At 69.8% G+C, this 24,587-nt stretch carries 20 protein-coding genes; 14 read left to right on the forward strand and 6 right to left on the reverse strand.

What is annotated here, in order from left to right:
• Nucleotides 1-9: 9 nt before the first annotated feature.
• Together purL and ACK5NO_RS10780 are read right to left on the reverse strand one after the other, a co-directional pair.
• Nucleotides 10-2,313: a phosphoribosylformylglycinamidine synthase subunit PurL gene (gene purL, locus ACK5NO_RS10775; RefSeq protein ID WP_416812677.1), complete on the reverse strand. Its 2,304-nt coding sequence runs from the start codon at nt 2,311-2,313 to the stop codon at nt 10-12.
• Nucleotides 2,314-2,472: 159 nt separating this feature from the next.
• On the reverse strand, nt 2,473-2,898 hold the full coding sequence (locus tag ACK5NO_RS10780; RefSeq protein WP_416812678.1) for a hypothetical protein: 426 nt from the start codon (nt 2,896-2,898) through the stop codon (nt 2,473-2,475).
• A gap of 124 nt (nt 2,899-3,022) precedes the next feature.
• On the opposite strand from ACK5NO_RS10780, the gene ACK5NO_RS10785 reads away from it, so the two are divergent.
• The 14 genes from ACK5NO_RS10785 to ACK5NO_RS10850 all read left to right on the forward strand — a co-directional run bounded on the left by ACK5NO_RS10785 (nt 3,023) and on the right by ACK5NO_RS10850 (nt 19,580).
• Complete coding sequence (locus ACK5NO_RS10785; protein ID WP_416812679.1) at nt 3,023-3,790, forward strand: sensor histidine kinase; 768 nt, start codon at nt 3,023-3,025, stop codon at nt 3,788-3,790.
• 69 nt (nt 3,791-3,859) lie between these two features.
• Nucleotides 3,860-4,357, forward strand: a complete 498-nt coding sequence (locus ACK5NO_RS10790; protein WP_416812680.1) for a phosphoribosyltransferase — start codon at nt 3,860-3,862, stop codon at nt 4,355-4,357.
• Nucleotides 4,354-5,016 (forward strand): response regulator, encoded by a 663-nt coding sequence (locus ACK5NO_RS10795; protein ID WP_416812681.1) that lies wholly within the window; start codon nt 4,354-4,356, stop codon nt 5,014-5,016. Before ACK5NO_RS10790 ends, ACK5NO_RS10795 begins: the two co-directional genes overlap by 4 nt.
• A 371-nt stretch (nt 5,017-5,387) precedes the next feature.
• Nucleotides 5,388-6,590, forward strand: a complete 1,203-nt coding sequence (locus ACK5NO_RS10800) for a serpin family protein (RefSeq protein WP_416812682.1) — start codon at nt 5,388-5,390, stop codon at nt 6,588-6,590.
• 99 nt (nt 6,591-6,689) lie between these two features.
• A complete protein-coding gene (locus tag ACK5NO_RS10805) occupies nt 6,690-7,472 on the forward strand; it encodes an ABC transporter ATP-binding protein (protein WP_416812683.1) in 783 nt (260 codons plus the stop codon).
• Nucleotides 7,469-9,469, forward strand: a complete 2,001-nt coding sequence (locus tag ACK5NO_RS10810) for an FtsX-like permease family protein (RefSeq protein ID WP_416812684.1) — start codon at nt 7,469-7,471, stop codon at nt 9,467-9,469. The genes ACK5NO_RS10805 and ACK5NO_RS10810 overlap by 4 nt, the downstream gene beginning before the upstream one ends.
• Nucleotides 9,470-9,480: 11 nt before the next feature.
• Nucleotides 9,481-11,553, forward strand: a complete 2,073-nt coding sequence (locus tag ACK5NO_RS10815; RefSeq protein WP_416812685.1) for an FtsX-like permease family protein — start codon at nt 9,481-9,483, stop codon at nt 11,551-11,553.
• A gap of 106 nt (nt 11,554-11,659) precedes the next feature.
• Entirely contained in the window at nt 11,660-12,082 is a 423-nt protein-coding gene (locus ACK5NO_RS10820; RefSeq protein ID WP_416812686.1) for a rhodanese-like domain-containing protein, read from the forward strand.
• 132 nt (nt 12,083-12,214) lie between these two features.
• Complete coding sequence (locus tag ACK5NO_RS10825; RefSeq protein WP_416812687.1) at nt 12,215-13,255, forward strand: LacI family DNA-binding transcriptional regulator; 1,041 nt, start codon at nt 12,215-12,217, stop codon at nt 13,253-13,255.
• Nucleotides 13,256-13,407: 152 nt separating this feature from the next.
• Entirely contained in the window at nt 13,408-15,696 is a 2,289-nt protein-coding gene (gene yicI / locus ACK5NO_RS10830; RefSeq protein WP_416812688.1) for an alpha-xylosidase, read from the forward strand.
• Between the two features lie 40 nt (nt 15,697-15,736).
• Nucleotides 15,737-16,960 (forward strand): O-succinylhomoserine sulfhydrylase, encoded by a 1,224-nt coding sequence (gene metZ, locus ACK5NO_RS10835; protein WP_416812689.1) that lies wholly within the window; start codon nt 15,737-15,739, stop codon nt 16,958-16,960.
• Between the two features lie 202 nt (nt 16,961-17,162).
• Nucleotides 17,163-17,810, forward strand: coding sequence for a hypothetical protein (locus tag ACK5NO_RS10840; RefSeq protein ID WP_416812690.1), 648 nt, complete (start codon nt 17,163-17,165; stop codon nt 17,808-17,810).
• Nucleotides 17,807-18,997 carry a PrsW family intramembrane metalloprotease gene (locus tag ACK5NO_RS10845; RefSeq protein WP_416812691.1) on the forward strand — a complete coding sequence of 397 codons (1,191 nt, stop codon included), beginning with the start codon at nt 17,807-17,809 and terminating at the stop codon, nt 18,995-18,997. Before ACK5NO_RS10840 ends, ACK5NO_RS10845 begins: the two co-directional genes overlap by 4 nt.
• A 10-nt stretch (nt 18,998-19,007) precedes the next feature.
• Nucleotides 19,008-19,580, forward strand: coding sequence for a hypothetical protein (locus tag ACK5NO_RS10850; protein WP_416812692.1), 573 nt, complete (start codon nt 19,008-19,010; stop codon nt 19,578-19,580).
• 47 nt (nt 19,581-19,627) lie between these two features.
• Here the strand turns inward: ACK5NO_RS10850 and ACK5NO_RS10855 are convergent, their stop codons facing one another.
• From ACK5NO_RS10855 to ACK5NO_RS10870, 4 genes are all read right to left on the reverse strand, one after another.
• Entirely contained in the window at nt 19,628-22,138 is a 2,511-nt protein-coding gene (locus ACK5NO_RS10855) for a heavy metal translocating P-type ATPase (RefSeq protein ID WP_416812693.1), read from the reverse strand.
• Nucleotides 22,138-22,359, reverse strand: coding sequence for a cation transporter (locus ACK5NO_RS10860; protein ID WP_416812694.1), 222 nt, complete (start codon nt 22,357-22,359; stop codon nt 22,138-22,140). The genes ACK5NO_RS10855 and ACK5NO_RS10860 overlap by 1 nt, the downstream gene beginning before the upstream one ends.
• A 131-nt stretch (nt 22,360-22,490) precedes the next feature.
• The gene (locus ACK5NO_RS10865) at nt 22,491-24,131 is read right to left on the reverse strand and encodes a SulP family inorganic anion transporter (RefSeq protein WP_416812695.1); all 1,641 of its coding nucleotides are present in this window, start codon (nt 24,129-24,131) and stop codon (nt 22,491-22,493) included.
• The gene (locus ACK5NO_RS10870; RefSeq protein WP_416812696.1) at nt 24,128-24,481 is read right to left on the reverse strand and encodes an ArsR/SmtB family transcription factor; all 354 of its coding nucleotides are present in this window, start codon (nt 24,479-24,481) and stop codon (nt 24,128-24,130) included. The genes ACK5NO_RS10865 and ACK5NO_RS10870 overlap by 4 nt, the downstream gene beginning before the upstream one ends.
• Nucleotides 24,482-24,587: the final 106 nt, after the last annotated feature.

A 24,587-nucleotide genomic window follows, 5' to 3' on the forward strand; every position in this document is an offset into this window, starting at 1 on the left:
ACCAGCGGACTAGCCGAAGTGCGCCCGCAGCGGTGCCGACCACGCCTCGCGCACTTGTACGAGCGGGAGCGCGAACTGGCCCTGAACCTCGAGGGCGGGTTCGTTGGCGTCTTCGGTCACGCCCAGACGGATCGCGGGCACGCCGCGCGCCTCGAGCATGGCCACCAGGCGTGCCTCCTCGTCGCGGGGAAGGGCGATGAGCACCCGGCCCTGGGACTCCGAGAACAGCGCCTGCGCGGCGCTCACGCCGTCGCGCTCGACAATCTCGTCGAGCACCACGCGCGCTCCCACGTCGTACCGCAGCGCACCCTGCACGAGCGCGGCGGCAAGGCCACCGTCGCCCACCTCACGCGCGGCGTCGATCAGGCCATCGCGGCTGGCCGAAACCAGCACCTCCGCGAGCACCTTTTCCGCGGCGAAGTCCACGGCAGGCGGGAGCCCGCCCAGGTGACCGGACAGTTCCGCGTAGCGCGAGCCGTTGAGGTCCGCTCCCGTGGTGCCCAGCACGTACAGCAACTGGCCGCCCTTGCGCCAGCCGCTCGCGGTGGCACGCTCGACGGTGTCGAGAATGCCGAGCATGCCGACAATCGCGGTGGGGTTGATGGAAGAGTCGATGCGGCCAGGCTCGCCCGTGCCGTTGTACAGGGAGACGTTGCCACCGGTCACGGGAACGCCCAACTCAGCACACGCATCGGCCAGGCCCCTGATCGCCTCAACCAACTGCCACATGGCGTCGGGGTCCTCGGGGGAACCAAAGTTGAGGCCGTCGGTGATGGCCGTGGGAACGGCGCCCGCAACGGCGACCGCGCGGTAGGCCGCGACCACCGACTGCTGGGCACCCGCGTAGGGGTCAAGCTTGGTGAAGCGGTCGTTGCTGCGCGTCGCGATGGCGACGCCGCGGCCCGTGGACTCATCCACACGCACCACACCCACCGTGTCGGGGCGAGCGGCGGCGGTGTTGCCCTGGACGTAGCGGTCGTACTGGTCGGTAATCCACGAGCGGTCTGCAAGGTTGGGCGAACTCATGAGCTCGAGCACCGCCTGGCCCAGCTCCTCGCCGGACGTCGGCAGCGAGCCAGCAAACGCATCGGCCTGCAGGGCATCCATCCACGCGGGACGGGCGTAGGGACGGTGGTACGTGGGGCCCTCGTGAGCGACGGTCCGCGGGTCGACGTCGACAATGCGCTCGCCGTGGTGGTCAATCGTGAGGCGGCCCGAATCGTTGACCACACCGACCACAGCGGACTCCACGTCCCACTTGCGGGTGATCTCGATGAACTGCTCGAGCTTGTCCGGCGTGACCACGGCCATCATGCGCTCCTGCGACTCCGACATGAGGATCTCGCCAGCGTTGAGGGTGGGGTCGCGCAGCAGCACGTCGTCGAGCCATACGTGCATGCCGCCTGAGCCGTTGGACGCCAGTTCGCTCGTCGCGCACGAGATACCCGCGGCGCCCAGGTCCTGGATGCCCTGCACCACGTCTGCGCGGAACAGTTCGAGGCAGCACTCGATAAGCACCTTCTCCATGAACGGGTCGCCCACCTGGACGCTTGGGCGCTTGGCCGGCACGCCGTCCTCGAAGGTCTCGCTCGCGAGGATGCTCGCTCCGCCAATGCCGTCACCGCCGGTGCGGGCACCGAACAGGACCACCTTGTTGCCCACGCCCTCGGCGGAGGCCAGGTGAATGTCCTCATGCTTCATCACACCTACGCACAGGGCGTTGACCAGGGGGTTTCCCTGGAACGACGAGTCGAAGATCGAGCCGCCGCCAATGTTGGGCAGGCCCAGCGAGTTGCCGTAGCCACCCACGCCGCCCACCACGCCGTGCACCACGCGGGCCGTGTCGGGGTGGTCGATCGCACCAAAGCGCAGCTCGTCCATCGCGCCCACGGGGCGCGCACCCATCGCGAGAATGTCGCGCACGATGCCGCCCACGCCGGTCGCGGCACCCTGGTAGGGCTCCACGTAGGACGGGTGGTTGTGCGACTCGACCTTGAACGTCACGGCCCAGCCGTCGCCAATGTCCACGACGCCGGCGTTTTCGCCAATACCGACCATGAGCCGCTCGCGCATCTCATCGGTGGTCTTCTCGCCAAACTGCTTGAGGTGCACCTTGGAGGACTTGTACGAGCAGTGCTCCGACCACATCACGGAGTACATCGCGAGCTCCGCGGCGGTGGGACGGCGGCCCAGCAACTCCACGATGCGCGCGTACTCGTCGGGCTTGAGGCCCAACTCCGCGAAGGGCATCTCCTGGTCGGGAGTGGCGGCGGCTGCCTCGACGGTGTCGAGCTGGTGCTGGGCGTCGGTCATGTCATCCCTTGGGTGCGGCGGCATGGGCTCGCGCAGGCGCGCGGAGGTGTGGGGCCAGCCTACCGGCGCACGGGTGCGGCCGATGTTGGCTCGTGGGGGTGTGCGGGTGCGGGCTATGCGGGCACGGCACAGCGCCGATGCGCGGGTCGGCTCTCGCGCCTACGCTCCGGCGAGCTCTGCGACGGCATCGCGCGCGGCCGTGAGCAGCACGTCCCAGTCCGCGCCTGTCGCCCGCAGGTGGAGCCGGTCGAGGCCCTCCCAGCGGTAGGCGCACACGCCGGGGATGGCGGCCACCGCATCGGCGATCCGGTCGGCCACATGCGAACCCAGAATGGACTCGGCGGACGGCGAAATCCACAGCACGTGGGTGTAGCCCTCGAGCCGCGAGGTGCCACAGTCGAGCACCACGGACCCAGGCCCGGCGACCGCGAGCGCTGCCGTGGACGCGGGAGCCTCGCCGCGGCGGCGGCCGGGCAGCGGGGCGCGTGCGGAGTCGGCGGCAGCGGGCGTGAAGGAGTCGGCGTCTGACCCGAGTCCCTTCGCAAGGGTGGCCAGCACGCCGTCCGGGGAGTGCGAGTGTGCCATCACAGGTCCTTATCGGCAAAGAGGTGCGTTTCCATAAGAACGCGCGCACCCCCGCCCTGACACCCGAACGTGACAAATCAGACACCCTGTCGGCCGCCTGCGGTCCGGTCCTAGAGTGAGCGCCATGGAATGGGCCTGGTTCGCCGTCGCGCTGGCCACTGGCGCGCTCGCCGTCTGGCTTGGCGTGAGGCTGGCGCGAGCACGGCGCACCATCGCCGATCTCGAAGCCCAACTCGCTCGCGACACCGAGGCCGAACGTGCCCTGGCAGCCGCCGCTGAACGCGCCCGGATCGCACGCGAAATGCACGACGTCGTGGCGCACACCCTGTCGGTCGTGGTGGCCCAAGCCGACGGAGGCCGGTTCGCTGCGGAGGCCGATCCCGCTGCCGCGACCCGCTCGCTCGCAACCATCGGCGAGGTGGGTCGGGCCGCGCTCGCGGAGATGCGCTCGCTCCTGGGGCTCCTGCGCGACGGCAACGACGAGGTGGCGCTCGGGCCTCAACCCAGCATCGACGACATCCCGGCACTTGTGGCCTCGAGCCGCGAGCGCGGCCTCGACGTGAGCTTCGTGACGACGGGAACGCCGCGCACCCTGCCCATCGGAGCGGGGCTCGCGCTGTACCGGATCGCGCAAGAGGCCCTCACCAACGTCATCAAACACGCGGGCCCCTCTCCCCAGGCCTACGCGCAACTCACCTGGACCCCCGACGCGGTCACGCTGACCGTCTCCGACGACGGCCGCGGCGCCGCCGCACGCAATGACGGCGCAGGCCTTGGCCTGGCCGGGATGCGCGAGCGCGCATCGGTCTTTGGGGGCACACTCAGTGCCGGGCCTCGTGCGGGCGGCGGGTTCCTTGTGCGCGCGGCGCTGCCCGCGCCCCAGGGCAGGTAAGGCCGGGGCGACGTGAGTACGGCGGCCGCGGGCGCATCGGCCCTACGTGAAGAAGGCATACTGACGCGCATGACGGACAAGCGCGAGGTGCTCACCTGGGACGGATTCGGCGATGCGAGCAGGGAGCTCGCGCAGGCGGTGGTTGACAGCGGCTACGACCCCCAGGTGGTGGTCGCGGTCGCGCGCGGCGGGCTGCCCGTGGGCGGCGCGATGGCGTACGCGCTGGGCACCAAGGGCGTGGGCACCCTCAACGTCGAGTTCTACACGGGCGTCGACGAGCGTCTACCTGCCCCCGTACTGCTGCCGCCGCTGCTGGATACCGATGCGATGGCCGGCATGCGCGTCCTGATCGCCGACGACGTCGCCGACACCGGCGAGACTCTCGCGCTCGTGAAGTCCCTCATGGAACAGCACGCTGGCGAGGTGCGCACTGCGGTGCTGTACGCGAAGTCGCGCTCCGTGATCGACCCCGACTACGTGTGGAAGCGCACCGACGACTGGATCACCTTCCCGTGGTCCGCATTGCCTCCGGTCAAGCCGGGCGCCGCGCACCCGGAGCTGGGGTGACGAGCCCCATTCGTGTGGCGCTGGTCGATGACCAGCAACTCATCCGTGCCGGCTTCCGCATGGTCGTGGACTCGCAGGCCGACATGACCGTCGTGGCCGAGGCCGGGGACGGCGGCGACGCCGTGGCGGTGCTGTGCGCGCTCGACCCGCCCGCCGACGTGGCGCTGATGGACGTGCGTATGCCCGGCATGGACGGGATCGAGGCATGCCAAGCGGTGACCTCGGCTGGGCCCACGCGCGTGGTCATGCTCACCACCTTCGACCTCGACGAGTACGTCGTGGCTGCTATCAAGGCCGGCGCGAGCGGCTTCCTACTCAAGGACGCCCCGCCAGAGGACCTACTGGCGGCGATCCGGACCGTGCACGCGGGGGACGCGGTGATTGCGCCGTCGTCCACGCGGCGCCTGCTCGCACGCATGGCGTCACTGGACTCGGCGCCCACGGCCCTGCCCGCCCTTGAGACCCTGACGGACCGCGAGCGCGAGGTGCTGGTGCTCATGGCGCACGGGCGCTCCAACGCGGAGATCTGCGCGGAGTTGTTCCTTGCCGAGCCCACCGTCAAGACCCACGTGGGACGGGTGCTGGCCAAGCTGGGGGCGCGGGATCGAGTGCAAGCCGTGGTCATGGCCCACCAGGCCGGCCTGGTGCCGCGCGCCTAGCTGCCTGCTTTGCGGGGGGCCCGCTGCGCCTTCTGCCCCGCCCCCCTCCCCGCTGCGCGCCATCCCCCTCCCCCTCCCCGGTTCGCGTAGGTGTCGCCCACCTGTGGGCGTCGCGTGCGCGCTACGCGTATATCACGCCCACCGGGCGCGGTCCAACGTCTGCGGGCCCGGTGCACGCCCGGTCTACGGCACCGCGCCGCCATCTCCGCGTAGCGCGCACCGGCCTGCGGAATGTGGGCCAGGTCTACGCGAACCCCGGGGTGGGGGTGGGGTGGGGCGCGGTCCAGACCCAACGAACCGCACCCCCAGTACGTTGAGCCCTTATGAGGATCCCTACCGTGGCTGTCAGTGCCCTCCTGTTGGCTGGGTGCATGAGTGCGCAAGCCGCCGAGCGGCCCATCCCTGACTCCGACCTGGTCCCCGCCCTCGCGCGGGGCATCGACGAGGCCGGCTACGCGGTCTTTCGCGCCGCCGCGAGCGAGACCGAGAACACCGCGGTGTCCCCCTCAAGCATCGGGCTGGCCTTCGGGATGGCCGATGCGGGTGCCAGCGGGCAGGTCTCCCTCGCCATCGAGCAGACGTTCGCCCTACCGGGCGAGGGTGACGAGCGCCTCGCGGCGTTCAACGCTTACGAGCAGCGGCTGGCGATCGCGCCGGGCACCAAGGGCGAGGACGCCGACGGCCATGAGGTCGAACTGCCAATGGTGACGATCGCCAACAAGGTCTTCACCGACACGGCTTTCACGCCGAGCGTGGAGTACGTCGAGACGGTGCAGCGCTGGTTCGGCGCCGATGCGCAGTCGATCCCGCTCCGGACGGACCCTGGCGCCGCCGCGGACACCATGAACGACTGGATTTCCGATCAGACCAACGGCCTCATCAAGGACCTGTACGACGCCGACTCGTTCTCGGATGCGAGCCGCCTGGAGCTGCTCAATGCCCTGTACATGAAGGCCCAATGGCGCGACGAGTTGACGCCGGAGCACACCCAGGACTGGGGCTTCACCCGACTCGACGGCTCGCGGGTCGAGGTGCCCATGATGAACGCCACCGTGACGGCGTCGGGCGCGATGCAGGGCGATGGCTACGTTGCCGGGGCGCTCGCCTATGCGGGGGACGCGCTTGAGATGGTCGTCATCGTGCCCGACGAGGGCCGCTTCGCCGAGGTGCGCGACAGGCTTGACCCGGCCCTCATGGAGGAGATTGACGCGGGGTGGTCCCCGTCTGCGGCGTTCACCGTGCTCGTGCCCCGGTTCGAGGCCGCGACCAGGGTCGATCTGCGTGACGTGATGGAAGACACCATGGGGATCGAGGGTCTGTTCGACACCGAGGGCTTGGACGGCATCGCGCCGGACCTCGTCATCGGCAGCGCCATTCACGCGACCAAGGTGATCGTCGACGAAGAGGGCACCGAGGCCGCCGCGGTGACGGGCATCGGTGTCGAGGCAGCCGGCGCCATGGTCCCCGCCGAGAGCATCGACGTGGTCGCCGAACGCCCCTTCCTGTACGTCATCCGGGACATCGACACGGGCGCAAGCCTGTTCGTGGGACAGGTGCTGGACCCGACGGCCTGACGGCCTGACGGCCTGACGGCAGCGTCATACCTGGGTATCACCGCAAACGATGCCGTAGTCCGATGCGCCGACCGCCGCGGCGTCGATAGCGTCGCTGCCATGGACACACCCCAGGAGACGGCAGGCGAGGGCCCAACCCGCGCATCGGCCCCTGTGGCGCTCACAGCGCGGGGGCTCACGAAGACCTTTGGGAGCGGCAGTGCCGCGGTGACCGCGGTCGATCACGTCGACCTCGACATTCCCGGCGGGGAACTCACGGCGATCATGGGGCCGTCGGGCTCGGGCAAGACCACGCTCGTGCATTTGCTCGCGGGACTCGACCGGCCGGACAGCGGCGACGTGTGGGTGGGCAACGACAACCTCGCGACCCTGTCGGACAAGCAGCTCGCGAAGGTGCGCGGCCGGGTCGTGGGCTTTGTGTTCCAAGGCTTCAACCTGATCCAGACCATGACGGGGCGCGACAACATCGTGTTGCCGCTGCGCCTCAACGGCCTGGGACAGGACCAGGAGTGGCTCGCGACGCTGGTCGAGATGCTCGGCATCGACCGCGAACTCGACCGCCGCCCCTATGAGATGTCGGGTGGTCAGCAGCAGCGGGTTGCCATCGCCCGCGCGCTGATCACCCGGCCACGCGTGGTGCTCGCCGACGAGCCCACTGGCAACCTCGACACCCATGCGAGTGCGGAGATACTGTCGCATCTGCGGGTGAGCTGCCGCGAGCTGGGCCAGTCGGTGGTGATGGTCACGCACGACCCGACGGCCGCCTCGTACGCGAGCCGCGTGCTGTTGTTCGCGGACGGCCGGGTCGAGGGTCACATCACTGATCCCTCCCCCGAGTCCGTGCTCGCGGGCCTGGACGCGCTCGCGGGAGTTGAGCGATGAGGCGCCTCGCTCCCGCGCTGGTCGCCCTCATCGCGGCCCTGTCCGCCTTCGCGGGTCCCGCGCTGTACCAACCGGGCACCGGTGAGCAGCCGGAACCCGTCGGGCCGTGGAGCGCATGGGGCCTGATGTCGATGATCTTCTACGTGCCGTTCCTGCTCGTGGTGGTCGGTGGCGCGGCCGCGGCGTTCCGTGCCATGTGGATCGCGACGCAGCGGGCGCGGTTGGCCTCCGAACTGGCCTTGGGAGCGACGCGTCAGCGCCTGGTCCGGGCCCACACGGCCGCCGGCGCGCGCGAGGGTGCCCTCGCCGTCGCGCTCGGCATCGCGCTTGGCGCACTCGCGCGCCAAGCCGCGGAGGGCGTGGGCGCCGGGCACTGGCAGTCCAGCGCGGCGTGGCTGTGGCTCACCGTCGCCGTCCTGGGCATCGTGGCACTGACGCTCGCGTACCGCGTGGTCGCGCTGTGGGCGACGCGAGGCTCCGTGCGACAGGTCGCTGCAGGGTTGGCTGCTGGCGCGAACGGCAGCCCGGCCGATGCGCCCGCACGCAGGCGGCCACGGCGCCGCACGCTCGTGTGGCTTGGCATCGGCGCCGTGGTGGTCCTCGCCTGCGGGGTCTTTGCTGGCACCGGGATGCTCTCGACAGACGGCGACGTGTCGCCCGCCCGCGCCGTCGGCGTCATCATGGTGGGCACGGTGCTGGCCGCCACGCTGTACTTGGTGGTGCCGCTCGGGCTCGCGTATGCGGGGGCGAAGGCCGTCACGTGGGCATCGCGTCGTGTGATGCGCGCGCTCGCCGTGCCCAGTGCGCCGGGGTCCGCCAGGTCGTTGGCGGCCGACGCTCTCGAGCGCCCCGCTCCCCTGCGCACCATGGCGGCGGTGGCCGTGGTCGCGGTGATGGGTACGGCCACGGCGGTGACCGTGTTGTACACCGGCATCAATGCTCGCCAGCAGGTCGCGTTTGCACTCGAGCCGACCGCGGTCGTGTCGACGGTCCCGGTGCTGGGTACCGACGGCTCGCTCAACGCTCTCGAGTCGGGTTGGGTGCCGGGCTTGGACCCCAACACCCTAGAGGCCCTGCGCTCCGACGAGAGCTTTCGCGCGATCGAGGCGGGCCTGCTCGTCACTGATGTGAGAGCCATCGATGTGGAGGATGTTCCCGACGATGACTGGGCCAACCCCCGGCGGGACCTCTTGCTCGCCGTGTCGCCGGAGTCGGTCGAGGACGTCGAGCCTGACGCCACCCGCGCGCTCCAACTGCGGCCCGGCAACGAGTGGACCAGCGGCACCTTGGGATGGACGTCCGGCTTCCCTCAGGGGACCACGTATGTCGAGGTGGACGGGCTCCGCCGCGACACGTCGAGCATTCACGGTTCGTCGCTGCCGTGGAGCGGCATAGATCGCGCTTGGGCGCAGTCGGTCTGGGGCGAAGCCCCGACCGCGGCCATCCTGTTGTATTCCGCCGCGGGCGTTGACGTCGAGGCCGCCCTCGCACGCCACGATCTGGGCGACGCCCAGGTCACCATCAGCGCGGGCTTTGGATGGTCGAGCGGGGTGAACGGCGGCCTCATCGCCGCGGTCACCGCGCCGTTCCTGCTGGTTGCGGTCGGCATCGTGATCGCCCTCGCTTGGTCCTCTCAACGGCTGCGCGCCGCGGACCAGGCGACGTTGCTCGCGCTCGGTGCGCAACCTGCGACCCTGCGCCGAGCCGCCGCACTCGAAGCGGCGATCCCCACTGCACTCGCCACGGGGGTGGGCCTCGCGGGAGGTCTCGCGGCAGGCCTGTTGCTCGATGTCACCAACCGTGACGCACTGTTCAGCGCGGGGATGGTGGACGGCGCTCTGTTCACCGTGGCCGCGATGCCGTGGGGTGTGCTGCTCGCGCTAGCCGCGAGCGCATCGGCCCTCTGTGCGGCAGGGGCCGTGGTCGTCAGGGCGCGGCTCGACCGCCGGTCGCCCGCCGCGCAACTCACCGAAGCTCAGAAAGTGGGAGTCTCCTGATCTGGACGTTGATGCGTGAGCAGCTGCGGGCGCAGTGGCGCCTGTCGATCTGGACGGCCGCCCTTGTCTGCCTCGCCGTGGCGCTGGCCGGCACGGCCGTGATCGCGCGCGCCACCCAGGCGGCCACGCACGAACTCGCATGGGACGCCTACGCCGGTGGCGGCGACCACTCCTCGGGGATCACGTGGTGGACCAATGGCCTTCCGGGTGACGACGAGTTGGCGGACGCGGTGGGCCAGGGCAATCCCCACACGCGAGAACCGGGCGAGATCGAAGCGATGATCACCGCCGCGCGTGAAGCCGGTTACTGGGCACAGGCGCGCCTCTATGTGCCCGTCTCCTTGAGCGACGCCGTCGATGGGAGTGGCGGCCCACTCGACGACGGCCTCACCGGCGTGTTCCCGAGCGAGCCGTGGGACGTCGCAATCGTCGACGGAGCTGCTCCCACCGCGGGCGAGATCGCCATCGCGGGCAACGCGGCCGCCGAGTTCGGATTCAGCCTGGGAGAGGAGATCAGGGTTCGTCCCGAAGGCTCCACCGTGAGTACCGCGCTCACGTTGACGGCAGTGACGGCTCCGACAGTGTGGGAGCCCTTCGCCTCGTACCAACCGCACGCCTACGCCACCTGGGCGGACGCCCTCGCGCTGTACGAGGACGGCGGCTTCTCGCAGTTCGATGGTGCCGCCGGCGAGACCACCCAGCGGATATACGTGGACGTGCGGTGGCAAGACGGGGCTCCTGGCTTCGATGCGCTCCCGGTGGACCAGGCTCCCGCCAGCGAACCGATGACCTGGCGCACTGCGTATGTCAGCTGGTCGAGCACCCTGACGGCAATCGCGGGACTCATGGCGTTGTGCACGCTCGGCGCTGCGGTCGCTATCGCACGCTCTCAAGCGCAGGCCCGCGCGTCGTGGGTCGCGACCGCTCGGGTCATGGGCGCACGCCGGGCCACGGTGGTGGCGGCAAGCGTGCTCCAGACACTTGCGGTGGGCGTTGCCGCCTCGATCGCGGGCATCGCGCTGGCATACCTGGCCGTGCTCGCACTGCTCACGTGGGAACGCGCCGCGCATCCCGGCTCCGTCCTCGCCGCGACCCCCTCGGTCCCCGTGTGGGGCGCGGTCCTCGTTGCTGTCCTCGGAGTCGCGGTCGCCGCCATCGCGGCCGCGGTGCCGGCCTTCTGGGCGGCGCGGACCGCTCCCGTCGCGGCGATGCGCCACGTGCGGCCGCTGTCTCAGCAGAGCGTCTCGCGCGAGGTGGACGGGCGCTGGCTCGTGGTGATCACGGCCGTAACGCTCGGGGTGCTGGGCGCGGCGCTGGTCGGCGGCGTGTTCTCGCTGTCGGGCCTCGGCCCCGTCCTCGAGGTGATCGCGTGGATCGTGCTGCTGGCTGTGTTGATCGTCGACACCGTCGAGATCTGCCGCCGCGCCGTGCCACGCGTGGTCACACGGGTGGGGCGCGTGCCTAGGCCTTGGGCGATCGCACTTTCGGGTCGCGCAGGCAATCGGCTGCGGCAGTGGTCCGCGGCCGGCGCCATCGTGGCCCTGTGCACTGCGGGCGTCATGGCGGTGCTCGCGACCGGCGTCTACGCCTTTGCAGCCGACATGGACTCCGTCGAGCTCGGCGCCCGTGACACCGCCATGGCGTGGGCGCAGCAGAGCGCCTTTCCCGCCGCCTCCACGTGGCTGTCGATTGTCGGAGGCCTGGCTCTTGCCGTCGTCGTCGCCGGGGCCGTGATCGGGGCCGCCCGCATCGCGGGCTCCTCGGAGGACGCCGTCCATGCGGCGCTAGGACTCAGCAGGGCCGATGCGCGGCGCGCCAGCGCGGCAGAAGTGGCCGTGCCAATGGGCACGGGTGCCGTCATCGGCATCGGGATCGGGTGGACGTTGGCGGCGGCCGCTCACCTCCTGCTCGTCGCCACACCTCCCTATGGCCTTGGCGAGGTCGGGTACGCAGCGGCGCTCACGCTGGGCACGGCGGTGCTCGTGGGCGTGGCCGTGGTAGTGCCCATCGCGGCCGCGAGCGCCGTGTTCGCCGCGGTGCCGACCCGCGTCAGTGCCGGAGACCTCGACAAGGCGAGGGTGTGATGACCTGGGCGCTGGTGCGCGAGGCGCCCCGTTCTTGCTGAGCACTGACCTGGCGCCTGGCGCGACTAGGCTGTCATGCGCATCGGCCGTTCGGAAGGACCCCCTCGTGACCAACTACGCCGGAGACATCACGCCCCAGGAGGCCTGGGACATCCTCACCTCGAACCCGGACGCCCGGCTTGTGGACGTGCGCACGGAGGCGGAGTGGCGCTTTGTGGGCGTGCCCGACACGTCCCAGACCGAGCACGAGCCGCTGTTTGTCGAGTGGGTGGGCTATCCCGACGGGGAGCGCAACTTCCAGTTTGTGCACCAGTTGCGGGACGCTGGCATTGAGCCCGATGCGGGTGCCCCCGTGATCTTCCTGTGCCGCTCCGGGCAGCGCAGCATTGGCGCTGCGGTCGCGGCGACCGACGCCGGCATTGGCCCGTCGTACAACGTGCTCGAGGGCTTCGAGGGCGCCGTCAACGACGAGGGTCATCGCGGCTGGCAGGGCTGGCGCGCGGCCGGCTTGCCCTGGCGCCAGGGCTAACGTTCGCGGCTGCGACGCGGCTTGACCGCACGCATGCGGTAACGTCAAGTGGATCCCTCGCGGGGTCGTGTTAGCATCAATGATTCGAAGCGGTTCGAAACACCGGCCGCAGTAAGGGACACGAGGTCATCAATGGCGACGATCGCGGATGTGGCCCGGGAAGCCGGCGTCAGCATCTCGACCGTCTCGTACGCACTCAGCGGCAAGCGCTCCATCAAAGAGGCCACCCGCACGCGCGTCATGGAGGCGGCGGATCGGCTGGGCTATCAGCCCAACGCCTCCGCGCGCATGCTCGCGGCCAACCGCTCGGACATCATCGCGGTCACCACCCCGCTGCACCCCGACACCGACCACAGCGCCCACATGCTGTTCACCATGGAGATGACCAAGGCCGCGCGGGCGCACGACTATGACACCTTGCTACTGGTGCATAACGATGCAGTGGCGGGCATGAAGCGCTCGGCTGCCACAAGCCTCGCGGACGGCATCATCGTGCTCGACGTGGACGCGCACGACGAGCGCGCCGCCCTTGCTCGCGAGCTGTCGTGCCCCGTCGTGTTCATCGGCATCCCCGCTGACACGTCCGGGCTGGTGTGCCTTGACCTGGACTTCGAAGCCGCGGCTGCTCTCGCGGTGGATCGCCTGGTGGACGCCGGGCGCACCCACCTTGGCCTCATCTCGCACGCGCCCGAAGAGATCGAGCGCGAGTCAAACTTCCCGCTGCGCTTTGCCCGCTCGTTCGAGTCGCGCGCCAAAGAGCGCGGCGTCGCGTGCGCCGTGGCCTACCCGACCGCCGCCCGTGCCGACGAGCCCATCGCCGACCTGCTGCGCGACCTGCCCGAGCTCGACGGCCTGGTCGTCAACGGTGCGGAGTCGATCGCGGCGACGGTCGCGGCGGCGCTCGCCTCGCACGGGCTTGCGGTCCCCACCGACGTGTCCGTGGTCGCCGCCGGCGTGGCGTACGGCACCGACAAGTACGACGTGCCGCTCGACATCATCCCGCTCGACGCCACGGCCTCGTGCACGGCCGCGATGGACCTGTTGGCGGGAATGATCGAGCGCGGCGACACTCCGCCGCAGGTCACGCTGCTGGCGCCCACGTACGTCGAGCGTGGATCCGTCGCGGCTGCGGTGGCCGCCGTCCCCACCCCCGCGGCGAGCACCGTCGCATGAAGTCCACCACCCCGGCGGCGCCGGGTTACACTCAATGTCGAAGCGCTTCGAGATTTCTCAGTTTTCTCCCGTCGTCGGCATCTACAAGGAGGTAGACACGGCATGAGCATGGGCACATCCGGTCTGTTGTCACACCCGCGAGGGGGGCAGTCGTGAAGTTCACCGACGGCTTCTGGCTGCTGCGCGACGGCGTGAGCGCGCTGTACGCGCAAGAGGCATACGACATCACCCCCACCGCGACCCCCGACGGGGACGGACTGGTGATCCACGCCCCCACCAAGGTGGTCGACAACCGTGGCGACACGCTCAACCGCGCGCTCCTCACGGTGACACTCTCGTCCCCGCTGGAAGGCGTGGTGCGGGTGCGCATCGAGCGCCACCAGGGCGCCCACCGCTCCCCGGGCTTTGCGCTCGCGACCGAGCCGGGTAGCGCGTCAGTAGCGACCGCCGACGAGGGCGCGACCCTCACCACGGGCGGTCTCACCGCGCGCATCGGCAAGGGATCTCCCTGGGACCTGTCCTTCTGGCACGGCCAGCACCGCCTCACCGGCTCCGGCGCCAAGGCCGTGGGGCACATGAGCCTCGCGGCGGGAGCGCCCGTCAGCGCCGAGCCCTCCGGCGTGGCGGGGTACTCGACCAACGGACTCGCACCGCACCGCACCTATGTGCACGAACAGCTCGACCTCGGGGTCGGCGAGGTCATCTACGGACTGGGCGAGCGCTTTGGCGCCTTTGTGCGCAACGGCCAAACCATCGACATCTGGAACGCCGACGGCGGCACCAGCTCGGAGCAGGCCTACAAGAACGTGCCGTTCTACCTGTCGAGCCGTGGCTACGGCGTACTGGTCAACCAGCCCGAGCACGTGTCGTTCGAGGTCGGCACCGAGTCCGTCGAACGCGTCCAGTTCTCAACGGCGGGCGAGGCCCTCGAGTACCTGATCTTTGACGGGCCTACCCCCAAGGACGTGATCGATCGGTACACCCGCCTGACTGGCCGTCCCCCCGTCGTCCCCGCATGGTCCTACGGCCTGTGGCTGTCGACGTCGTTCACGACCAACTACGACGAGGCCACCGTCATGAGCTTCGTGGACGGCATGAAGGAGCGGGACATTCCGCTCAGCGTCTTCCACTTCGACTGCTTCTGGATGCGCGAGTTCAACTGGACCGACCTCGAGTGGGATGCCCGCACATTCCCCGACCCCGAGGGCTTGCTCACGCGCCTGCACGACGAGAAGGACCTGCGGGTGTGCGTGTGGATCAACCCCTACATTGCGCAGCGGTCGAGCATGTTTGCCGAGGGCGTCGAGCGCGGCTTCCTGGTCAAGCGCGCCGACGGCTCCGTGTTCCAGTGGGACTGGTGGCAGGCGGGCATGGCGCTCGTGGACTTCACCAACCGCGAGGCCCGCACGTGGTTCCAGGACAAGTTGCGCGGCCTGGTGCGCCAGGGCGTGGACGCGTTCAAGACCGACTTTGGCGAGCGCATCCCCACCGACGTGGTCTACCACGACGGCTCCGACCCCTACGCGATGCATCACCTGTACACGCAGCTGTACAACGAGGCTGTGTGGGAGGTGCTCACCGAGGAGCGCGGCGAGGGTGAAGCGATCCTGTTCGCCCGCTCGGCGACCACGGGCGGCCAGGCCATGCCCGTGCACTGGGGCGGCGACAACACCTCGACGTACATGTCCATGGCCGAAACCCTGCGCGGAGGGCTATCGCTCGCAGCCTCCGGCTTTGGCTACTGGAGCCACGACATCGGCGGCTTCGAGGGCACTCCGGACCCCGGCGTCTTCAAGCGTTGGCTCGCGTTCGGGCTGCTGTCATCGCACTCGCGGCTGCACGGCTCGAACTCGTACCGTGTGCCGTGGGAGTTCGACGACGATGCCGTCAAGCTCACCCGGGTGTTCGGCGAGCTCAAGAACACGCTCATGCCGTACCTCTTCACGGCAGGGGCCGATGCGGCGGCCACCGGGGTATCGGTCGCTCGCCCCATGTTCTTCGAGTTCCCCGACGATCCCGGGGTGACGTACCTGGACCGCCAGTACATGCTCGGCTCCGACATCTTGGTCGCGCCGGTGATGGACGAGGACGGCATCGTGGACGTCTACCTCCCCGCGGGCACGTGGACGTCTCTGCTCACCGGCGCCAAGGTCGAGGGCGGCCGCTGGGTGCGTGAGCGCCACGGCTTCGAGTCACTCCCGGTCTACGTGCGGCCCGGCGCGGTCATCCCTCGCGGAGCGCGCGGCGACCGGCCCGACTACGACTGGATGGACGGCCTCATCCTCGACGTCTACGCCGAGGACCCCGAGCAGCTCGACACGACCGTCGATGTGGTGGCCCCTGACGGCACCCGAGTGACGTTCGAGGTGAGTGGCACGCGCGAGGCTCCTCGCGCATCGGCCGTCAACGGCGCCACGGCGACGGTGCGCCTGAACCTGTAGCCGACGCCAAGCCCGGCCCCGCCGCCGCTACCCTGAAACCATGACCACCCAGGACCTGCCTTCCTCGCTGAGCCCCGACACCCTCGCGGTGCACACCGGCATCCACCGTTCCGAGGCCAACGAGATGTCCGAGGGGATGTTCCTGACCCAGGGCTACGCCTACGAATCCGCCGAGCAGGCCCGCGATGCCTTCGCGGGCGAGCTCGACATCTACATGTACTCGCGCTACGCCAACCCCACCGTCACGGCGTTCCAGGAGCGGCTCGCGGCCATCGAAGGCGCCGAGGCTTGCTTCGCGACCTCGACGGGCATGAGCGCAGTCTTCGTGGCCCTGGGCTCGGTGCTGGGCCAGGGCGACAGGCTCGTGGCCGCCAAGGCGCTGTTCGGGTCCACCCTGCAGACCTTCACCAACTTCTTCGAAAAGTGGGGCATCGTCATCGACTACGTCGACGGCAACGACCCCGCCGACTGGGAGCGCGCCCTCGCCACGCCGGCCAAGGTGGTCTTCATCGAGTCGCCCACCAACCCCATGCAGGACGTGCTCGACATCCCCTTCATCGCTGGGCTGTGTCGCCAGGCGGGCGCGTTGCTGATTGTCGACAACGTGTTCGCCACGGCCGTCGGGCAGAAGCCCCTCGAGTTGGGGGCCGATGCGGTGGTTTACTCCGCGACCAAGCACATCGATGGCCAGGGGCGGGTCTTGGGCGGAGCGATCGTGGGCTCCGACGAGTACGTCAACGGGCCCGTCAAGCTCATGGTGCGCAACATGGGCGCGACCATCTCCCCCTTCAACGCCTGGGTTCTGCTCAAGGGCCTTGAGACGCTCGCCGTGCGCGTGCGCCACCAGGCCGCGAGCGCGCTGGACCTCGCTACGTGGCTCAACGAGCACCCGCGCGTCAGGATCGCGCGCTACCCGCTGCACCCCTCGCACCCGCAGTACGAACTCGCGGTCAAGCAGATGTCGCTGGGCGGCACGCTCATCACGCTCGACCTGGACCTGAGTCCGGACGTGGACGTCGCGGGCGCCGAGGCTCAGGCGGCGGCGTTCAGGTTCATGAACGGGCTGCAGCTGTTCACGTGCTCGAACAACCTTGGCGACGCGAAGTCGATCTCGACCCACCCCGCGACCACGACCCACAACAAGCTCACCCCCGAGGGGCGCGCCGAGGTGGGGATCTCGGAGACCACCGTGCGTTTGTCGATCGGTCTCGAGGACGTCGAGGATCTGCGCGCCGACCTGGAGCAGGCGCTCTCTCGCGTCTAACCCCTCCCTCACAGGTCAAATGGATCCATTTGGCTCGTCACGACGGCCCCGATGAGGAAAATGGATCCATTTGACGGGTTGGGGGGACGCCCCACCTCAGCAAATGGATCCATTTGACGGGAGGGGGTGGGCGAAATGTCCGGTTCCGTAGCCATGGCGCGTGCTCGCGCATCGGCCATTTTGCCGTGATAACGTCCCCGCCATGAGTGCTGCCCAGCCCCCCGCTGAGCGGCCCTCCGCGCCCACCACTCAGACACTCGCGACGCCCCGGCTTCCGCTCGCGCTGCGACTGATTGGGCGCAGCTCCGCACCCGGCGCTGCGGTCGTGGCCGGCATCGCACTCCTGCTCGTCGGCGGCGTCCCCCTGCTCGCCACCGCACTCGAAGACAACAAGGCCGGCGACGAAGAGGCCAGCGCCGCAGGCGGCACCGTCGAACTGTCGCTGGCCGCAGGGTGGAGCGTGGCAGACCAAAGCGCGGGCATCACCACCCTGACCCACGGCAGCGCGACCCTCACCATCGAGACGGTGCCGGGTGGCGACGGCATCGCCTCACTTGCGCAAGAGGCCACCGACGTCCTCGAGGCAGACGAGTCTGCCAACTGGGTCATCAACACCCCGGCCGAATACACGACGGACGACGGCCACCCGGGCGCGACCGTCACCGCCACCTCCGAGACGCGATCAGCGGAGGTGTGGGTGGCCGACTACGACGCCTTCGCGACCGTCGCCATCCTCACTGCCCCCGTCGAAGCATGGGCCGCGGCCCTCCCTGGGGCCACAGAGATCGTCGGGTCCCTCACCGTGACCACGAGCACCGGCACCGGCGCCGCGCAAGGAACCGGTCCGTGACCGCCCGCGAGCCCCAGCCGTACACGGTAAGCATCGCCGCGATCCCCCGCATGATCCCGCGCACCTCGACCTACATTGACCTGCGCTCGTGGGTGTTCTGGGTCGGGCTGATACTGACCGTCGTCGGGCTCATCAAGTGGACCCCGTACGTGACGGCCGCGCTGGCCGCAAGCCCCTCGACGGCGCTGCTGGCCGCGTCGCTGTGGCTGCTGTATGGCTTCACGTTCATCGTCATCCTGTATCGCCTAGAGCTGTTCGAGCGCCGCTCGCCCGTGACCGTGTTGGGCGCGCTGCTGTGGGGCGCCGTCGCCGCGCCCGGCCTGGGCGCCATCGCCGCGCCCGCGATGCACGACGTGGTCGCGAGCGTCCTAGGCAGCAATAACCCGTGGGTGCCGTCGCTCGCGGCCCCGCTGTCCGAGGAACCGCTCAAACTCCTGGGCGTACTCGCCCTCGCCCTCATCCCCGGCGCACGCGTGCGCTCCGCTGCGGACGGGCTGTTTTATGGCGCGGTGGTGGGGCTGGGATTCATGGTCTCGGAGAGCTTCCTGTACACGGCGACCTTTAGCTCGGACGGCAACATCGACACCGTGTGGGCGATGGTGTGGCTGCGCGGCATCGTGGGCGGACTGTGGAGCCACGCGACGTACTCCGCGATCGCTGGCGCGGGCCTGGGTTACTTCTTCAACTCCGGCAACTCCGCGTGGCGGCGCTGGGGCGCGCTCGCGCTGGGGCTGGGACTCGCGATGGCGCTGCACGGTTTCTTCGACACCCCGTGGTTCTCTGGCAACGCCGTGCTCAGCTCGATCGTCAAGGGCCTGCCGGTGCTCGCGCTGTTCCTCGTGGTGCTGCGCTGGACCCACCTGAGAGAGCGACGCACGTTCGCCGGGCTTGCTCAGCACGTGGTCCCCGACGACCTCGTGAGCCCCGGCGACTTCACCACCTTGGCCACCCGCCGGGCCCGCCGTACCGCGCGCCATTGGGCAGAGAAGCGCGGCGGCCGCACCACCGCGCGCGCCCTCAAGCGTCTGCAGGGAGCGCAACTGAGCCTGCTCACGGCCGCGCACGAGGACGGCTGGGGTTCTCCGCGCACCATCGAACTCACCCGTGATGTGAGGATCCTGTCGGCCACCCTCGACAGGCGCCAGGCTCAGGCCGACGCCGCCGCGGCCGCACGGCGCCCGCGCTAGCCTCACACGTATGACCTCTCCCGCGCGTATTGAGTCCATCGAGAAGGGCACCGGCCGTAGCTGGGATGCCTGGGTGGCGTTCCTCGACGGCATTGGGGCTGCCGAGCTCGATCACACCGCGATCGCCGCCCGGGTGCTCGACGACATGGGCGACGACGTCGAGTCGGCGGCGTGGTGGGCGCAGGGCGTCACCGTCGCCTACGAGCAGCACATTGGCCGACGCCTGCCCGGCCAGCGCGCCGACGGCACGTTCCAGATGAGCGTGTCGAAGTCCACTCCCGTGCCCATGGCCGAGCTCATGGATCGATGGGAGGCCTTCGCCGCCGACTCCGCCCCCGTCCTCGCCCTGCTCGCGTCGACGCCACGGCGGGGCGGGACTGACAAGCGCCTGACGTGGCGTGCCAAGGGCGTCGACGGCTCGGCGGTGATGGTCACCGCCGAGCCGCGCTCGGCCGCCACGGCCTCCGTGATCGCCTCACAGGTGGGTACTCCCGACCTGGAGTCCAACGATGCCGCGCGGGCCATGTGGAAGGAGGTGCTGGCAGAGTTTGTCGCCACCCTGCCGGCCTCGCCCTCCCGTTGATACCCGTCTCGACGTGATCTGAGGCGCTCGAGCGCGCCTGATACCCGTCAGCGCGCAGCGCCCGCCCCGCGGTAGCCGGCAAAGCCACGCAGCCGCAGCGAGTTGCCCACGACGAACAGGCTTGATCCACCCATCGCCGCCGCCGCAATCATCGGGTTGAGAATGCCCAACGCCGCCAGCGGGATAGCAGCCGTGTTGTACGCGAACGCCCAGAACAGGTTGCCGCGAATCGTGGCGAGCGTGCGCCGGGACAGAGCAATCGCATCGGCCGCTGCGCGCAGGTCGCCCGAGACGATCGTGAGGTCCGACGCCTCCCTGGCCACATCCGCGCCCGTCCCGATCGCGATCCCCAGGTCCGCAATCGCGAGGGCCGGGGCGTCGTTGACGCCGTCGCCCACCATCGCGACACGCGAGCCGTCCTTCTGAAGCTCGCGGATCACGTCGGCCTTGTCGCCCGGCAGGACCTGCGCGATGACGCGTTCGATCCCCACCTCGGCGGCCACGGCCCGCGCCGCACGCTCGTTGTCACCGGTGAGCAGGACCACGTCGAGCCCCAGCTCACGGAAGGCCTGCACGGCCGATGCGCTGGTGGGCTTGATCGCGTCACTCACCACGAGCACGGCCTCGGCAATCGCGCTGGAACGGGTGGCGAGGTTCCCGCCGCCCAGCCCGCCCGCGGTCGAAGCCAGCCGACCGGCGAACACTGCGGTCGCGCCCTGAGACTCGGCCTGGGAGGCAAGCTGCTCGAGCTCGTCAGGAACCTCGTCGAACATGCGGCGCGAACCCACGAGGAGATCGGCGTTGGCAGCACCCTCCCCGGGGGCCTCACCGGGAAGGCCCACGTGCTGGACGGTGGCGGCCACTCCCTGGCCCGCTATCGAGCGGAAGCCCTTGAGCAACGCCCGGCCAGGCCGCGCATCGGCAATGGCCTGAGCGATGGGGTGCTCGGAGCGAGCCTCGACAGAGGCGACAGCGTCGAGCAAGGCGGCCTGCGCATCGGCCCCATGCGAACGCTCGAGGGCGGGGGCGACGGCGCTCACGAGCGTCATCCGTCCCTCGGTGACCGTGCCGGTCTTGTCGAGCACGATGGTCTGCACGTCGCGGGTGTCCTCGAGTGCTTCGGGGCCGCGCACGAGCACGCCGAGTTGGGCGCCGCGGCCGGTGCCGACCATGATCGCGAGCGGGGTCGCGAGGCCCAGAGCGCACGGGCAACTGATGATGAGGACTGCGACAGCGGCCGTGAACGCGGCGTCCACGTCACCCGTGACGGCGAGCCAGATTGCCAGCGTGAGCAACGACACCGCGATCACGATGGGGACGAACACGCGGGAGATGCGGTCAGCCAGACGCTGAACGCGCGCCCGGCCGGTTTGGGCGTCGTCCACCATGCGGGCGATCTGCGCGAGCATCGTCTCGGAGCCCACGCGGGTGGCCTCGACCGTGAGCGCGCCGTCGGTGGCAATGGTGCCGCCGACGACCTCGGAGTCCTTGCCCTGGCCCGCTTCGACGCGCACGGGCACCGACTCCCCAGTCACGAGGCTCGCGTCGACGCTCGCACCGCCGTCGACCACGATGCCGTCGGTCGCGATGGTCTCGCCGGGGCGCACCACAAACCGCATACCGACTTCGAGCGCCTCGCGGGCGATGACCGTGCCATCCTCGAGGCGTGCAGTCGCGCTTTGGCGGCGTGACAGGGCGCGGATCGCGTCCCCCGCGCGGGCCGTCGAGCGCACCTCAAGCCACTTGCCCAGCAGGATCAGGCTCACGATGACCGCACCGGTCTCGTAATAGATGTGGCCGGTGCCGGTCAGCAACACCGCCGTTGACCAGAACCACGCGGCGAGCGTGCCCAGCGTGACGAGGGTGTCCATGTTGGTGGCGCGATGGCGCGCACTGCGCCACGCACTCACATGGAACGGCCAGGCAGACCACCAGATCACGGGCGTGGTGAGCACGGCGACGACCCACTCCCAGCCAGCGAAGTGCCACGCGGGAATCATGCTGATCAGGAGGATAGGGACAGTGAGGATTGCCGCGACCGTGAAGCGGCGACGGTAGTCGGCGATGCGCGAGGCGTCGGCGGCCATGTGGGCGGCGTGCTCGTCGTCGGCGTTGTCGCCGTGGTCGGTGTGGTCGCCGTGGTCGCCGTGGTCGCCGTGGTCGCCGTGGTCGCCGTGGTCAGTGTGGGCCTGACCCTGGTCTACGCGCTGCGCGCCGCCGACCCCTTCATGGTGGTCCTGGTCTACGCGAGCGCCAGAGGACGCTGCGGGCGCCCGGCGGGTGAGCACCTCGTAGCCCAGGCCCTCGATGGCCGAACGCATCGCGTCCTCGACGGCCGCCGCATCGGCCCCCGGGGCGGGGCGCACCGTGGCGCGCCTGGTGGCGAAGTTCACGGTCGCGTCGTCGACGCCGGGCAGCTTGGCGAGGCCGCCTTGGATGGAGGCAGCGCAACTCGAGCAGGTCATGCCGCTCACAGCGAGGTTGATGGCGTCCACCTGTGGCAGGCGGTCAGCGATGCCGTCGCCGCCGCCGGGGGCCGTGTGTGCTGAGTGAGTCATCACGCCTCCACGGTGTATCCGAGCCGCGTCACCGCGTCGTCGAGGGCGAATTCGAGGGCGTCGACCGGCACCGAGCCGTCGGGGGCGACGCGGGCGCTCCCGTCCACGTGGGACACCTGAGCCGACGCCACCCCGGGGGTGGATTCGAGCGCGCCCTGGACCTTGCCCGCGCAGCTATTGCAGGTCATGCCGGTGATGGTGAGGTTGATGGTGTCGGACATGGAACCCTCCTTCGTAGGTCGTTGACCCCACGTTAAACCTTCCACTGCACTGGAAGGTCAAGCCCTCGCTGCCCGCACCGCCTTCGCGAGTCAAATGGATCCATTTGACTTGCGAAGCGAAGCGGGCGGGGCTAGCCCGCGGCGACCACCGCACGAGCCTTGGCCACCGCATCGTCCAGGCTTGCCACCAGGTGATCATCGTGGGCGAGCGAACCCAAGGCGCCCGTGTGCACCAGCAGCCGCAGGTGCTGAGGCTGCACGCCCTTCACCAGCACCGTGATCCCACGCCGCTCGAGCGTGGTGACCACCTCACCAAGGATTTGCGCGCCGGTGGTGTCGAGCAGGCGAATCTGCGACATGCGCAGGATCACCACTTCAACTCCGTCGATGCGTGCGACCCGCTCCAGGACGCGATCGGCCGCCCCAAAGAACAACGCGCCATCGATGCGCAGCAATGCAATGCGCTCGTCGCCCCCTTGCGCGGCGCCTGGCAGTTCCTCGCGGTGGACGCCTGCGGCACGTGAGACGGCGCGCAACGCGAACAGCGCCGCAACCGCCACACCGATCGCGATCGCGTAGATGAGGTCCACGCTCACGGTGATCAGCGCGGTCAGCACAAAGAGCAAGGCGTCCTGGCGCGAGGCCCGCATCACAGAACGCACGAGCGCGGGGCGCACCATGGTCACGGCCGTGACCATCAGCACCCCCGACAGCGCCGCGAGCGGCACGCGCTCCACGGCGGCCGCCGCCACGAGCACCACCAACAGCAACACGAGAGCGTGCACGATCGCCGCCATCCTGGTGCGCGCGCCGGAACGCACATTCACGGCCGTCCGGGCGATCGCGCCCGTCGCAGGCATGCCGCCAAACATGCCCGATGCGATGGAGGCCAGGCCCTGTCCCACCAGTTCGCGGTCGGCGTCGTAGCCGCCCACGTTGGCTTGCGTGTGGGCCACTCGGGCGGACAGCAAGGATTCGATCGCTGCGAGCGCCGCGATGGCGAACGCGGGCCCGGCGAGGGTGCCCAGCGATTCGAGGGTGACCTCGGGGAAGGAGGGCGCGGGCAGACCCGAGGGCAGTTCCCCAATCACTGGCACCGTCCACCCGAGCATCGCCACCGCAAAGGAGGCCACCACGATCGCGATGATCGTTCCTGGTACCGCGCGGGTGATGCGAGGCCAGATCGCCATCACGGCGACCACCAGTGCCACCAGGGCCAGCGTCTGCCAGGCCACGGCCCAGTCGATATGCGCCACCGCCTCCACCGCGGCGGGGAAGGCCTTGGCACCGTGAGCGCTTTCCGTACTGCCCACTGCGGCGGGCACCTGCTGGAGGAAGATGGTGATCGCGATGCCGAGCGTGAAGCCCTCGATGACGGGCCACGGAATGAGCCCCACCAATCGGCCCAGCTTTGCCGCGCCGGCGGCCACCACGATCACTCCTGCCATCACGGTGACGAGCGCGAGCGCGCCTGCGCCTTGCGTCGCGAGGATGGGCGCGAGCACCACCACCATGGCGCCGGTGGGGCCGGATACCTGCACGCTTGAGCCGCCCATGATGGCTGCGACCAGGCCGGCGACGATGGCGGTGACCAGTCCGGCCTCTGCCCCGGCGCCCGAGGTGACGCCAAAGCCCAAGGCGAGCGGCAGCGCCACCACGCCCACGCTGATACCCGCGAGCAGGTCGCCGCGCCACGAGCGCCGCAGCCCCGCGTAGTCCTCGCGTCCGGGCAGCAGACCACGCCGGCGGGCCAATTGAGACTTGGCGCTCACTTGTCTTCCGTCCCGGCCGATGCACGCTCAAGTTCCGCGAGCACGCCCCGAGCATCGAGGACGTCCCGCAGGACCAGCTGCGCTGCGGCCAAGAGCCCCGCGACGGAGGCGTGCGCGAGCCGATAGGTCACGGAGCTGCCGGTGCGCGCCGAGTTCACCAGTCCGTAGCCGCGCAGGACCCGCAGGTGCTGCGACAGGTGGGAGGCCTCGAGTCCCGTGTGCTCCAAGAGGTCGGCGACGGTGCGCTCGTCAGACTCCGCAAGCAGTTCGAGCACTCGAATGCGCACGGGGTGCGCGAGCCCCTTGAACAGATCCGCCTTGACCTCGTTGAGTGGTCGCCCGGTATGCAATGGCCGCCTCGTTCTTGAGTTCTCGTTGATGTGACTTGATGACTTTATCAACCCAACAAGTCACATCAACGGGCCCAAGGCCCCACGCCCCGTCAGAAGAGGAAAA

Origin of the sequence: Demequina sp., from assembly GCF_047975725.1 — a bacterium.
GTDB lineage: Bacteria > Actinomycetota > Actinomycetes > Actinomycetales > Demequinaceae > Demequina.

What these genes read in the sequence shown, in the direction of transcription:
- purL (WP_416812677.1), bottom strand. Translation starts at nt 2,313, where the DNA reads ATGACCGACGCCCAGCACCAGCTCGACACCGTCGAGGCAGCCGCCGCC.
- ACK5NO_RS10780 (WP_416812678.1), bottom strand. Translation starts at nt 2,898, where the DNA reads ATGGCACACTCGCACTCCCCGGACGGCGTGCTGGCCACCCTTGCGAAG.
- ACK5NO_RS10785 (WP_416812679.1), top strand. Translation starts at nt 3,023, where the DNA reads ATGGAATGGGCCTGGTTCGCCGTCGCGCTGGCCACTGGCGCGCTCGCC.
- ACK5NO_RS10790 (WP_416812680.1), top strand. Translation starts at nt 3,860, where the DNA reads ATGACGGACAAGCGCGAGGTGCTCACCTGGGACGGATTCGGCGATGCG.
- ACK5NO_RS10800 (WP_416812682.1), top strand. Translation starts at nt 5,388, where the DNA reads ATGAGTGCGCAAGCCGCCGAGCGGCCCATCCCTGACTCCGACCTGGTC.
- ACK5NO_RS10805 (WP_416812683.1), top strand. Translation starts at nt 6,690, where the DNA reads ATGGACACACCCCAGGAGACGGCAGGCGAGGGCCCAACCCGCGCATCG.
- ACK5NO_RS10810 (WP_416812684.1), top strand. Translation starts at nt 7,469, where the DNA reads ATGAGGCGCCTCGCTCCCGCGCTGGTCGCCCTCATCGCGGCCCTGTCC.
- ACK5NO_RS10815 (WP_416812685.1), top strand. Translation starts at nt 9,481, where the DNA reads ATGCGTGAGCAGCTGCGGGCGCAGTGGCGCCTGTCGATCTGGACGGCC.
- ACK5NO_RS10825 (WP_416812687.1), top strand. Translation starts at nt 12,215, where the DNA reads ATGGCGACGATCGCGGATGTGGCCCGGGAAGCCGGCGTCAGCATCTCG.
- metZ (WP_416812689.1), top strand. Translation starts at nt 15,737, where the DNA reads ATGACCACCCAGGACCTGCCTTCCTCGCTGAGCCCCGACACCCTCGCG.
- ACK5NO_RS10840 (WP_416812690.1), top strand. Translation starts at nt 17,163, where the DNA reads ATGAGTGCTGCCCAGCCCCCCGCTGAGCGGCCCTCCGCGCCCACCACT.
- ACK5NO_RS10850 (WP_416812692.1), top strand. Translation starts at nt 19,008, where the DNA reads ATGACCTCTCCCGCGCGTATTGAGTCCATCGAGAAGGGCACCGGCCGT.
- ACK5NO_RS10855 (WP_416812693.1), bottom strand. Translation starts at nt 22,138, where the DNA reads ATGACTCACTCAGCACACACGGCCCCCGGCGGCGGCGACGGCATCGCT.
- ACK5NO_RS10860 (WP_416812694.1), bottom strand. Translation starts at nt 22,359, where the DNA reads ATGTCCGACACCATCAACCTCACCATCACCGGCATGACCTGCAATAGC.